Raw genomic sequence first — 12,647 nt, 5'->3', positions numbered from 1 at the left:
CCGAATCTATGAAGATTCGGAGCTCTTCCTATTAGTTTTCAAATCGATAAGTCGTCTTCGAACGGTACACTTCATCCTTCTCAATAACCGCATCCGGAAAATTCGCATGGTGCAAAGAATCTGGGAATCCCTGTGTTTCAAGGCATACTCCCAAATACTTCCGTGCCGCTTTTCCGCGGATGGAAAAACCGCCTTCAAGTTGTGTGCCGGAATAGAGGACAACAGCCGGCTGATCGGTTTCTACAATCAAACTTCTGCCGCTTTCTTCTTCCTGCAGCACGATTTCGCTGCTGCCGTTTTCCGCCAGCAGGAAAGGATGGTCGTATCCTCTGCTTGCGATCACGTTTTGAGGGTGATCGGATTCTGCTCCGTCCTTGAGCTTTCTTCCTTTTGAAAAATCAAATGGGGTTCCTTCTGCCTGAAGGATTTCACCGGTTGGAATGAGTTCTTCATCAAGCTGAAGGAATTCATTTGATTTCAGGGTCAGGGCATGCTCCAAAGTATCTCTTTTCAGATTGCCGCTCAAGTTGAAGTAAGAGTGATTGGTGACATTAAAGACTGTTTTTTGGTCACTTACAGCTTCATAGGAAATTTCAAGTGCATTCTCCTCTGTCAGTGTGTAAGTAACGGTAAGGGTCAGATTGCCTGGATAGCCTTCTTCTCCGTCAGGGCTCTTATAAGTAAAGCGAACGGCAGCTGGATCCAGCACTTCTGCTTCAAAAAGCTTTTGGTTAAAGCCTTCCTGCCCGCCATGAAGGTGGTTGCCGTTTTCATTTTTGGCGAGGGTGAAGGTTTTGTCATCAAGAGTAAAGGATGCTCCGGCAATTCTTCCGGCATGGCGTCCAACGACAGCTCCGAAATAAGGCGAGTACTTTTCATACTCCTCAATCGTATCAAAGCCAAGGACAACGCTTTCTGTTTGTCCATTTTTATCTGGGACCTGAATGTCTGTAATCACACAGCCGTAATTGAGGCAGCTGACTGTCATGCCGCTGCTGTTTTCCAGGTGATAGGCTGTGACGGTTTGTTCTCCGAGTTTGCCGAATTCTTTTTGAGAAACTTTCATTCCGTATTCCTCCTTCTTTGGCGGCTTAGCAGATTGCTGCCGTTACTTCTTTCGTGCCGTCTCCTGTGCTTGCCATATAGAAATCTGCTTCATAGCCGGAAGCTTCCCTGTATTTCCTGCCTGTTTCTTCTATAAAGCTATCAAGATGCTCCTTTTTAACGAGGGCTATAGCGCATCCGCCGAATCCTGCTCCGGTCATTCTGGCGCCAAGTGTGCCTGGGTGCTGCCAGGCGGCTTCTACGATGGCATCAAGCTCAAGGCCTGTGACTTCATAATCGTCGCGCAAGGAGAGATGAGACTGATTCATCAGTTCGCCAAACTCTTCTATGCTGCCGTTTCTCAAGCTTGAAATCGCTTTGATTGTGCGCTGGTTTTCATAAACGGCATGTCTTGCTCTCCGGTAAACGGTTTCGTCAGGGATTAGATGACGGTGCTCTTCAAACTGCTCCTCTGTCAGCTCTCCAAGAGCTTGAACGGACAGCTCTTTTTGCAGGCAGGTGAGCGCTGTTTCGCACTCATTTCTGCGGATGTTGTATTTGGATTCTGCCAGCTCCCGGCGCTTGTTTGTATTCATGATGACGATTTGGCAGCCTGTCATTTCAATAGGCGCGTATTCATAGGCAAGTGTATTGCAGTCAAGAAGAATCGCGGTGTCTTTTTTCCCCATGCCGATCGCGAATTGATCCATAATCCCGCAATTGACTCCTATGAATTCATTCTCCGTTTTTTTACCAAGCTGAACCAAATCAATTCGGTCTATTGTTAATTGAAAAAGTTCCTCAGCGATCACGCCTGTCAGCAATTCAAGGGATGCGGAAGAAGACAGCCCTGCTCCGTTTGGAATGTTGCCTGAAATATAGAGATCCATACCTGAAAGAAGATGGCCGCTGTTTTGCAGGAAATGAAGCATGCCTTTCGGGTAGTTCGCCCAGCTGTGTTCTTTTTTAAATACAAGTTCGTCAAGGGAAAACTCAATGATTCCCGCATCGGAAAAATTCTTGGAATATAAGCGGACCATTCTGTCCCCCCGTTTCCTTGCTGCTCCGTATGTACCTATTGTAATGGCGCACGGCAGGACATTTCCGCCATTATAGTCCGTATGCTCACCAATCAAGTTAATGCGTCCCGGAGAGAAAAATACACGAACGTCTTCGCTGCCCTCTTTGAAGACGCCGCTGAATTCCTCTATTAATGCTGTATGTTCCAATTTCATTACCCCTCTGTTTAAAAACTGCTGTTCCGCGCAATAAGGCTTGTTCCGATAAAAACCTTTTTCGCGACTGTTCTTCCGGCAACTCTCTCCATAAGAATATCCAATGCCGTTTCTCCCATTAATTCAGTGTGCACTTTCAGCGTTGTTAACGATGGAAAGATATGCTTTGAAACGCTGATATCGTTTATGCCGATGACGTTTACCCTGCTTGGCACTGGAATATTTTTTTCATAAAGTGCTCTGAGACAGCCGATTGCAACTAAATCATTTCCTGCAAAAATAGCCGTTGGCAAAAGTTCACCCTGCTCCTCTATAGCCTGCATCATCAGCCGATATCCGCTTTCTACTGAAAACGACCCTATATAAATATTTTTTTCATTAAAAAGCTGTTTTTCTTTCATATAAAGCCGGTACGTTTTTTCACGAAGGTCTTCGATTTGGCTTGAACCGTCTTTGTACGATTCTCTTCCGCTGATAAAGCCGATATCCCGATGGCCTTTCTCAAGCAGATAATCTATGATTTTAATCGATGCTTTTTCAAAATCAATAATGACAGAATCATATAGGTCTTCGTCAGGACTGAAATCCGCAAATACAATATACTTTGAGATCCCGGCAAGCTCTGCTGCCTGCTCCCTGCTGAATTTCCCGATGGCAATAACACCTTGAAAGTTTCCGTTTTCCACTTCTTTTAAATCATTGTAAAAGTAGTTTACACAGGAGATATTCAGCTGCTTGCAGCGATTCTCAATGCCATATCGAATAGACATATAGTATAAGTCTTCCAGCTCTTCTTTTTCCGTGTACCAGTGAATAATGGCAATCTTGGAGTCTGCGGCATTTTTGGCTGACTTCTTTTTATAGGCTAAACCTTCAGCTGCTTCGAAGATTTTTTTCCGCGTATCATCTGTTACAGAGAGGGAAGCATCATAATTCAGCACCCTTGACACTGTTCCAATGGATACGCCTGCTTTTTTGGCTATTTCTTTAATTGTTGCCATCATGTCCTCCTTTCCTGCCTTTAATCAGCAATGATACAGTTCTTCTCTATCCTTTTATACAACAGAGCTGTCAGCCTTTCAACGTGTTTAAGTGCCAGCTGTCATTTATTTTTCGAATAACGGCAAGGTCGCACTTAGGTTCCCTCGTATATGTCAGCAGTCCGTTGATTTCCTGCTCTACATCTGTCAGCTGAGTATAGCAATAGCCGTGCAGTGCTTTTGATGAGTAAACGGCTTCCATTACCCGCTGATAGTCTTCAATAAATTCATTTTCGTCTTTCACAGATGTATAGCCCCAGCCGCTGTCTTCTCCAACTTTGAATCCGATGCCTCCGAATTCTGTTAAAAGGATCGGCTCTCCTTTATGCTCATGCCCATCCGCATAGATACCGCGGTTAGCCGGCATAGAAGAAAGAAGGTTATCTTTTGTTGAGAGAGATTCTTTGAAATCCTCATATTTGGCTTTTTCATCATTTGTGCCATGGTTGTAGTTGTGGATGGCGCAGATGTCCGTGACAGTCAGTTCCCATCCGTCATTGGAAATAACGAGACGGCTTCGGTCAAGGGAATGAATCAAGTGGTACATCGCCTGTGAATGGTGCTGCTGCTGCTTATCATGCTTAATAGCCGGCACACCCCAGCTTTCATTAACCGGCACCCACGCAACGATAGATGGATGGTTATAGTCACGTTCAATAATCTCGATCCATTCTTTCGTCAGCCTTGCTGCAGCATCCTCACTGTAAGAAGGTGATGCAGCACATTCTCCCCATACAAGGAAGCCCAGCTGGTCAGCCCAGTAAAGGAAGCGCGGATCTTCAACCTTTTGATGCTTTCTGCAGCCGTTAAAGCCCATTTCAAGCGCCAGCTCAATATCCCTTTTCAGCGCTTCATCTGACGGTGCTGTAAGCAAACCTTCAGGCCAATAGCCCTGATCCAGAACAAGCTTTTGATAATACGGTTTATTGTTCAGATACACCATGCCATTTTCCTGGTGAATCTTTCTCATTCCGAAATAGGATTGTACCTCGTCAAACACCTTATTGTCAGACTTTAGCGTGACTTTTATATTAAACAAGTTCGGATCCTCCGGCGTCCAGTTCCAGCCGGTATTGTGGAAAGAGGTTCTGAAGATTTTCCGATTATACAAGTCTATGGATCTTTTTGTATAAGACTCGTAAACCGTCAAGGTATCCTTTGCTATCTGCTCGCCTTTGAAATCGATCTCAATTTCTATTGATTTGCCGGAGATGTCTCCCGCTGTGCTGCATTCTACGATAATCGCTCCGCTGTCAAAATCAGGTGTCAGGCGGAGCTTAGAAATGGATGAGGATTGAACCGGCTCAAGCCAAACAGTCTGCCAGATTCCAGTCGTCCGCGTGTACCATATTGCATCAGATTCTTCTATCCAAAATTGTTTTCCTCTCGGAATCGTTTCATCTGTTGAAGGGTCTTCCACACGGACAGTCAGAACCTCGCTGCCCCCGTTCAGGTGATCTGTAATATCAAGGGAGAAGGAAACATGTCCGCCCTCATGAAAACCGGCATATTGGCCATTGATGTAAATCCATGCTCTGTAGTCAACGGCGCCGAAGTGGAGGATGATGCGATCATGATTCCATTCTGCAGGAACGGTGAAATCTCTGCGGTACCAGACAAAGTCATGGAAGGAAGGATCGTGAATTCCGCTCAGCTGTGATTGATAAGCAAAGGGTACTTGAATTTTCCGGTCAAAAGCTTGATTGGACTTGCACCACTTTTCTTCCAGCCCTGAATTTTGATCATCAAAGGCAAAATCCCATTCTCCATTTAAATTCAGCCACTCTTTACGGACAAATTGAGGTCTTGGATATTCTGTTCTGTATGTCATATGTCAGACTCCTTTATTAATTATTGGATGAGATCGTTTTAAGAGGCTTATTTTTTGCTAAAGCAATAACTGCAGCTGCCAGGCACAAGGCGAGGCTGAGATAATCATTTAAAAAGTAGCACACGCCGGAAAGGCAAATAAGGTAGAGAGGAAACTTGTATTGCAAAGTCCCGTCCTTTACTAGTTTCCTTGTTAATAGAAAGTTAATGACTGCAACAACCATAAAGAAAACCCCGTAAGTGACCGTAAAGCTGTAAAGGCTGCTGAAGTACGACTCAATCCCTTTTTGCTGAGCAAAGCTTAAATTTTCTAAATTTCCGCTATGCGCTCTTATATAGATAGGATAGAAAAAAACAGTGAGAGCGCCTGTGACGAGCTGCCATATACAGGCAGCATAGATGAATTTGCGTTCAAAAGACCTGCTCATTTAACACACCCCTTTTCCAATTATCCTTTAACTCCTGATGAAAGCGACATAGACTGCATGAAGTATTTTTGAGCAAAGATGTACAGTAAAAAGGTCGGAACTAAGGCAATCAGAGCACCAGCTGTCCCGATGCCGGGATATGTCATGTATTGGCCCTGAAGAAGCTGAAGTCCAGGTGTAATCGGCATCATATTCACGTCATTCAGCACAATGCTCGGCCATAAGAAGTCGTTCCAGGAAGCCGTAAAGCTGAAAAGCGCCACAACCGTCAGTACTGGTTTGATCAGCGGAAGAATAATTAAGTAAAAGATTTGAAATTCATTTGCTCCATCAATTCTGGCAGATTCATCAAATGTCTTCGGAATGCCGAGTACAAATTGCCGGACAAGGAAAATATTGAATACTCCAGCCGCGCCAGGAACAATAACGGCAAGAAAGTTGTTAACCCATCCCAGCGAATCCATGATGCCGTACAAAGGAATTAAGTTCACAACACTTGGAAACATCATTGAGGCAAGCAAAAAGCCGAACAGCCAATTTCTTCCTTTGAATTCCATGCGGGTGTACCCATAGGCTGCGAGAGAAACCACCACAAGCGTCAAAAGAGTATGACTGACAGAGATAATCATGGAATTCGTAAACCACTTAACAATCGGGGTTGAATCATTGTTGAACAGCAGCTGGCTGTAGTTGCTGACACTCCAGTGAACAGGCAATAAGCTGACACCTGCTGCCGTAATCTCATCCTCTGATTTAAAGGAGGTAAATAATCCCCACAGAATTGGGAATATCCAAATCACTGCCATGATCAGCAAAAAGATAAAAGCGATAATTTTTGTGCTTTTATTTTGATACATATTCGTTCACCTCTAATTCCTGTCGCGTAGTAAGTAAAATTGAATAGCTGACACAATCATGATGCAGACACCGAGCAGGACGGCCATCGCAGAGGAAATTCCCGCAGCGGAATTTCCGCTTCCGAATGCATTTTGCTGAATATACATCAGGAGAACTCTTGTAGAATCATTGGGTCCGCCTCCAGTCAGCATAAGCGGCTGTCCGTATACGTTAAACTGAGCAATCGTTGTCATAACGGTTGTAAAAAGAATTTGATACTTAATGCTTGGGAGGGTAATGCGGAAGAATTTGCTAAATACCCCTGCTCCGTCAAGCTCCGCAGCTTCTATCAAGTCTTTCGGAACTCCATTAAGTGCTGCCAGGTAGATGACCATGTTTCCGCCGATTGTCCACCAGACGGTTACGATGACAAGGGAGATCCAGCCTTGAGGCTGGTTATCCAGCATATTCGTTGAAATTTTAAAGTAATTCTCCAGCGGGCCGTATGTCACGCTTAAAAGGAAGTTCCAAACGATCATAACAGCAGAGATGGCAAACAAAGACGGCAGATAAAAAAGAGATTGAAACAATCTGTTTAATTTAGGCTTTGCTGACAATGCTGTCGCAATCAAAAGCGGGACGATAATGCAAAATGGAACAGTGATGACGACAAAAATGAAGGTATTCTTTAATCCGTTGTAAAACTGATCATGGAAGCTTGATTCCTTATTAAATAAAATGGTGGCAAAGTTATCGAATCCCGTAAATTCCGGGGAGGTAAAAAGGTTCCATTTTGTAAAGGCAATATAGATTCCGAACAGTGAAGGAGCAAGGAAAAATAAAATAAAGAGAAGAAGATGGGGTCCGACAAAAAGGACAGGCCACATGTTGACTTTTCTGCCTCTTTTACCGGCAGGGTTAGGACGTACTTGCGTTTCTGCGATAGGTTCCAAGTGTTTCACCTCATAATTAAAAGCATTTTATTAAGCTTGCATATCCTTTGAAGCAAAGAAGAAAAAGGAGGAAAACTTCTCCCCCTTTTCAATTATTATTGGTTCATTTTATCGTTAACTGTTTGCTGGGCCTTTTTCAGTCTTTCCTGAATATCGGCTTTTCCTTGAATCATATCCCAGATGGAGGCATCAATTTCAGCAAATACATAAGAGCTGCCTGGATCTGTAATGATGTTAACTGCTTTTTGTGCTTCATCTGTTTTTAATAAGAAGGATTGAGGCATTGCTGTGTACTCTTTATCCTTCAGCATGCCTAGAGCTGTAGGGTTTGCACCGGACTTGATCCATTCGCCCTGGTTTGTCTGCAGCCATTCAATGAAGGATACGATGCCTTTGATTTTATCTTCAGAACGCTCTTTGCTTTTGAACATCGCAAATTGGTCTGCGCCGCTTCCCTGGATGACATTGTTTGCATCCCATTGCGGAGTAAATGTTTCAGCCCATTTGAAATCTTTGATTTTTTGCATTTGAGAAAGCATCCAAGTGCCTTCAGGCAAGAAGATTACTTTGCCGTTATTGAAGAGCTTGTTCATGTCTTCGCCGTTTTTGTTCATATAGCCTTGGTCATACAGCTTTTTAAATTCCTCAACTGTTTTAACTGCTGTCGGGTTGTCAACTGTTGGTTTGCCGCCTTCGGAGAACTTGCCTCCCATTTGAAGATAGAGGTTGTTAAAGTTTTGCATTCCCCATGTAAAGCCGTATGCGTAGATTCCGTCTTTCTTAGCTGCTGCGCCTGCTTTTTCGATTTCATCATAAGTAATGATGTTATCATCAGCAGCACCAGGAGCATATTTATCAACTAAATCTTTATTGTAGTACATAACCCAGCTGCCCATTGTAGCAGGAAGGCCGTATTGCTGACCATCAACTGTACCAACTTTCCAAGCTTCATCTAAATAATTGGAAGCCTGTACCTTTGTGCCTTTAATGTATTTATCCCATGAATCAAGCATTCCTTGAGACTGGTAGCTTGAAACAGATTCAGATGCGATTAGGGCAATATCAGGAACACCTTTGCCTGAGCGTGTAATAGAAGCCAATTTGCTTGCATACACATCGTTTTTCATTGCAACGATTTTTACTTTGTACTTTGGATTCGTTGCATTATACTGATCGATATTTTTTTGAATTAAGTCACCATCAGGACCTGTTGTGCTGCTCCAAAGCAGTATTTCTTTGCTTCCGCCATTGCCGCCGGATGTGCTGTTGCTCTTGCTGCTGCAGGCGCTTAGCAATAAAGCAGCTGTCAGAAGCAGAATAAAGGCTAGATTAAACTTTTTCACACTATTTTCCCCCTAGGGTTATTTTTTGGTCTGAACGTGTCGGTCCGGAAACCTTCAGCTTGCCGTTGTCAAAATAGAGCTTGTCTATATTCATCTCCCTGTCGCCGCTCGGAGCTTCAGGATCTGTGTGAGTATGATAGACGGCATAAAGTGTTTTTCCATCAGGGCCAGTGGTTACACTGTTATGTCCTGGTCCTGAGACACCTTTTTTCAAGTCTTTTTTAAGGATCGGGTTTTCTTCCGCTTTTTCAAACGGTCCAAGCGGATTGTCAGATACGGCATATCCAACCCCGTAATCTGCACTGCCGTAGAAGTTGGCAGAATACATAAGGTAGTACTTTTTATCATGCTTTAAAACGAAAGGCCCCTCATTCCATTGATAATCACCATCCAGCCCTTCCCACTCCTGGTCAGGCTGCAAAAGAAGCTGCGGCTTTCCTTTCAGCGTTTTTAAATCATTGCTCATCTGCTGAACAAAAATCTGGCTGACGTGTGTGTTTCCGATGATATTCTCAGAGCAATCCTTCACATAATAAAGATAAGGAGTGCCATCATCATCGATGAAAATATCACCGTCTATATAAGAACCTTCCTGCTTAATGATTTCGGTGCTCAAATCCTTGAAAGGTCCAAGGGGGCTCGAGCTTTCTGCTATGGAAATCTGCAGGTGTCCTTTTTCATTGCGGGCGCTGTATGTCATGTAGAACTTGTTCTGATAATGAATGACTTCCGGTGCCCAATAGTCACCGCTTGCCCATTCTTTTGCTTGGTTTTCCTGGTCGTAAACAAGACCTTTTTCTTCCCAGTCAACAAGATTATCGGATTGCCAGGCCCTGAAGCCGATCGTTGGCGCTGATGTGGCATACATATAATAGCTCCCATCAGTTTTTAGGACAAAAGGATCTCCAATATTCGTCATACCGCCGACAGGATTTTTATAAGAAACCGTTTTCTCTTTAAAGGAAAAAGAAAAGAGCAATCCGGCTCCTGCAATGACAAGGACAATTGGCAATATGATGATGGTTTTCCTGCTTTTCAAAAAACTAGTCAAAACCTGCCCCCTTCATATGAAGTATGTAAATCCCCCTGAATATATGGTTGCGCTTACACAGAAAACAAAAAATAAAGTTTTGGTAAAATTTTATTAAGTTTTTTCCTACATGTAGAATATATATCCTTATTTTGTATAAGTCAATAGATTATTAAACTATTAGTTATAAATATTTTGCAGATTTTTTCTATTAAACAATAAAATGGAAGACTTAATAACTGATATAACCATTTTATTTTTTAGTAAAATTTTTCTCTTTTTTTAGTGTCTAAAAAAGTTAGCCAGGGGCGCCTGCTTAAGCTTATTTTTTATTTTTTTTGCTGTTTCCGGCTACAATGGAATTACTTATCAGACAGAAAGAGGGGGAGCATGATGAAAATCGGCATGATCGGTCTTGGTGCCATTGCACAAAAAGCTTATTTGCCAGTACTGGCAGAGAAGGAAAACATTGAGCTTGTGCTTTGCACACGAAATTCCGGGACACTTGAACGGCTCGCCAAAAAATACCGTGTGCAGGAAAAGGTGCAGACGGTTGAAGACCTAATCAGCAAAGGCATTCAGGCTGCTATTGTAAGTACGGCGACAGAGGCGCATGCAGAGATTGCTGAAAAGCTGCTGAAGCATCATATTCCAGTCTATATAGACAAGCCGATATCGCTGGATTATGACAAATCCAAGAAAATCGCTGAGCTGGCCATGGAAACGGGCACCATTGCCATGACCGGTTTTAACAGAAGATTTATTCCGATGGTGCGGGAATTGAAGGAGCACGGCAAAGCAAGACTTGTTTTAATGCAGAAAAACCGCTTTGCATCACCTGATCATATTAGAAGGTTTGTCGTAGAGGACTTTATCCATGTTGTGGACACGCTTAGGTTTTTGATGGATACAGAAGTGAAGGATGTAAAAGTGCAGGCTCTAAGGAATGGGGATGTGCTTCATCACGTCATTGTGCAGCTGATTGGAGACGGCTGCACTGCGATTGGGATTATGAACAGGAACGGCGGCGTCACAGAGGAAATCATCGAATACCATACAGAAAGTGAAAAGTTTACGGTAGACAGCCTTGTTGAAACGACACGCTATCACAATAAAGAAACAAGCCTATCAAAATTTGGAGACTGGGTGCCGACCCTGCACAAACGGGGATTTTACCAAATGACCGATGCTTTTCTTGATGCGGTGCAGCAAAATCAGCAGCCTGATCCTTCTATAGAAGATTCCCTTTTAACCCATCAGATTTGCGAGCGTATTGTTAAGATGATCGATCCTGATGCTTAAAAGATCCTGTAAAAAAGAAAAAGCACCGAAAAATCGGTGCTTTTTTGCTTTACATGCCCATTGTTTGAGCTTCGTAAATTTTTGCTTCCAGCGGCGCTGCCAAAAACGCTTTTGCTTTGCCTGTAAAAGCTGTGAAGTGCTCACTTTGGTTATGGCTTTGTACAGCAGGGCCATCCTGCCATACTTCGATCATGCGGAACACATTCTCTTTGTCAGTGTCTTTCACCAAGTCATAAGAAATATTTCCGCTTTCTTCGCGGGACGCTGCCACAAGAGGCTGAATCTCCTGTAAGAATTCCTCTTGTTTTTCCGGATTTACTTGAAATAGCGCGTGAATAATAATCATGTAGTGTCACCTCTTCTTTTTATTAGAAAATCCTTACTTCCATTGTGCCACTTTTTCGACTGAAAGACGAACAGATTGATGTCCTGCATCAGCTGCTTTGCCGATGGAGATCAGCATAACCGGTACATAGCGGTCTTTATCCATTCCGAAGGCTTCTGCAATTTTGTCTTTTTCATAACCGCCGATTGGATTTGTGTCATAGCCGTAAGCACGGGCAGCAAGCATCAGCTGCATGGAGACAAGTCCTCCATCAATTAGGACAACGTCTTTCATCTCCTGTTCAGAAATGGTTTCAAAGTATCCTGAAAAGGACTTGAAGATGTTCTCTTTTACATCCTGCGGCATATGGCCTTCTTCCACTGCTTTTCCATATATATCTTCAAAGCTTTCAAAGTTCTTCATGTCACCAAACACCGCAATGACAGCTGCGGATGTATTCACCTGGTTTTGGTTAAAACGCGCCAGCGGCAGCAATGCTGCTTTTGCTTCAGGGCTTTCTATTACAAGGAAACGCCAAGGCTGCATGTTGACAGATGATGGGGCCTTTGTCGCAAGCTCAAGGATTTCCGTCATTTCTTCCTTGCTGATTTTTACCTCTGGGTCATACATTTTAATGGAACGGCGCTGTCTGACGATTTCATTAAAATCGTTTGATTTTTGGAAAGTCATAGTTGTGATTACTCCTTTTGAAAAATATGTTCTTATTCTAAATAAGCTGCAGTTATTTATACCTCAACATTTTGTACAAAAACGTTTTAAAAAGTACAAAGTATTTCTGAGTATTAGAATACTCCCTTTGATTCTTTTTGTAAACTAATTAGCTTCTATTGCTTTTATCAAATAATGGAAATGAAGAAGAATGGAAAATTGGCAAACGCGATCCGGAAAGATAGAATAAAGAAGAAAGAAAAAAGATTCAGGGAGGGATTAAACAATGTTTGTTGTGACCAATCGAATCAAAACGAAACAAGGCATGGCAGAAAGAATGGCGCCATCCTTCACAAAGCCGGGAGCCCTGCAGGAAATGAAAGGCTTCAAAAAAGTAGAAGTGCATCTTACCCAAAACCTGACAGAGCATGATGAAATGAGCGTGAATATGTACTGGGAAACACTAGAAGACTTCCAGGCATGGAAAAACAGCGATGCGTTCAAGCAGGCGCACAGCCGTCCAAGCTCCGGTGAAGGAGAGTCTCCTATTTTAGGAAGTGAAATCGTTATTGCGGAAGTGGCTTCCACATTGGAGGCCTAGGATGTTAAAA

At 43.1% G+C, this 12,647-nt stretch carries 13 protein-coding genes; 2 read left to right on the top strand and 11 right to left on the bottom strand.

Annotated features, from left to right (window positions below; genetic code table 11):
• Positions 1-31: 31 nt before the first annotated feature.
• From LRR81_RS14205 to LRR81_RS14165, 9 genes are all read right to left on the bottom strand, one after another.
• On the bottom strand, positions 32-1,066 hold the full coding sequence (locus LRR81_RS14205; RefSeq protein ID WP_231790041.1) for an aldose epimerase family protein: 1,035 nt from the start codon (positions 1,064-1,066) through the stop codon (positions 32-34).
• A gap of 25 nt (positions 1,067-1,091) precedes the next feature.
• The gene (locus tag LRR81_RS14200) at positions 1,092-2,279 is read right to left on the bottom strand and encodes a galactokinase (protein ID WP_408631609.1); all 1,188 of its coding nucleotides are present in this window, start codon (positions 2,277-2,279) and stop codon (positions 1,092-1,094) included.
• 11 nt (positions 2,280-2,290) lie between these two features.
• Positions 2,291-3,280: a LacI family DNA-binding transcriptional regulator gene (locus LRR81_RS14195; protein ID WP_231790039.1), complete on the bottom strand. Its 990-nt coding sequence runs from the start codon at positions 3,278-3,280 to the stop codon at positions 2,291-2,293.
• Between the two features lie 70 nt (positions 3,281-3,350).
• A complete protein-coding gene (locus tag LRR81_RS14190; protein ID WP_231790038.1) occupies positions 3,351-5,150 on the bottom strand; it encodes a glycoside hydrolase family 2 protein in 1,800 nt (599 codons plus the stop codon).
• A 16-nt stretch (positions 5,151-5,166) separates the two neighbouring features.
• The gene (locus LRR81_RS14185) at positions 5,167-5,577 is read right to left on the bottom strand and encodes a hypothetical protein (RefSeq protein WP_231790037.1); all 411 of its coding nucleotides are present in this window, start codon (positions 5,575-5,577) and stop codon (positions 5,167-5,169) included.
• Between the two features lie 20 nt (positions 5,578-5,597).
• On the bottom strand, positions 5,598-6,434 hold the full coding sequence (locus tag LRR81_RS14180) for a carbohydrate ABC transporter permease (protein ID WP_231790036.1): 837 nt from the start codon (positions 6,432-6,434) through the stop codon (positions 5,598-5,600).
• Positions 6,435-6,446: 12 nt separating this feature from the next.
• Positions 6,447-7,367 carry a carbohydrate ABC transporter permease gene (locus LRR81_RS14175; RefSeq protein ID WP_331716343.1) on the bottom strand — a complete coding sequence of 307 codons (921 nt, stop codon included), beginning with the start codon at positions 7,365-7,367 and terminating at the stop codon, positions 6,447-6,449.
• A gap of 95 nt (positions 7,368-7,462) precedes the next feature.
• Positions 7,463-8,710, bottom strand: a complete 1,248-nt coding sequence (locus tag LRR81_RS14170) for an extracellular solute-binding protein (RefSeq protein ID WP_231790035.1) — start codon at positions 8,708-8,710, stop codon at positions 7,463-7,465.
• Position 8,711: 1 nt separating this feature from the next.
• Complete coding sequence (locus tag LRR81_RS14165) at positions 8,712-9,761, bottom strand: glycoside hydrolase family 43 protein (protein ID WP_231790034.1); 1,050 nt, start codon at positions 9,759-9,761, stop codon at positions 8,712-8,714.
• A 372-nt stretch (positions 9,762-10,133) separates the two neighbouring features.
• Here LRR81_RS14165 and LRR81_RS14160 point away from each other — a divergent pair, with 372 nt between their 5' ends.
• The gene (locus tag LRR81_RS14160) at positions 10,134-11,042 is read left to right on the top strand and encodes a Gfo/Idh/MocA family protein (protein WP_231790033.1); all 909 of its coding nucleotides are present in this window, start codon (positions 10,134-10,136) and stop codon (positions 11,040-11,042) included.
• Between the two features lie 49 nt (positions 11,043-11,091).
• Here LRR81_RS14160 and LRR81_RS14155 read toward each other — a convergent pair whose 3' ends face one another.
• Positions 11,092-11,388: a putative quinol monooxygenase gene (locus LRR81_RS14155; protein WP_231790032.1), complete on the bottom strand. Its 297-nt coding sequence runs from the start codon at positions 11,386-11,388 to the stop codon at positions 11,092-11,094.
• Between the two features lie 33 nt (positions 11,389-11,421).
• The gene (locus LRR81_RS14150) at positions 11,422-12,057 is read right to left on the bottom strand and encodes a nitroreductase family protein (RefSeq protein ID WP_231790031.1); all 636 of its coding nucleotides are present in this window, start codon (positions 12,055-12,057) and stop codon (positions 11,422-11,424) included.
• A gap of 265 nt (positions 12,058-12,322) precedes the next feature.
• Between LRR81_RS14150 and LRR81_RS14145 the strand changes: the two genes are divergently transcribed.
• Positions 12,323-12,637: a heme oxygenase gene (locus LRR81_RS14145; RefSeq protein WP_231790030.1), complete on the top strand. Its 315-nt coding sequence runs from the start codon at positions 12,323-12,325 to the stop codon at positions 12,635-12,637.
• Positions 12,638-12,647: the final 10 nt, after the last annotated feature.

The organism is Metabacillus kandeliae, from assembly GCF_021166585.1.
GTDB lineage: Bacteria > Bacillota > Bacilli > Bacillales > Bacillaceae > Metabacillus_B > Metabacillus_B kandeliae.
Note: the sequence above shows the minus strand (reverse complement) of the source record. Positions and strands in the feature narration are given on the sequence as shown.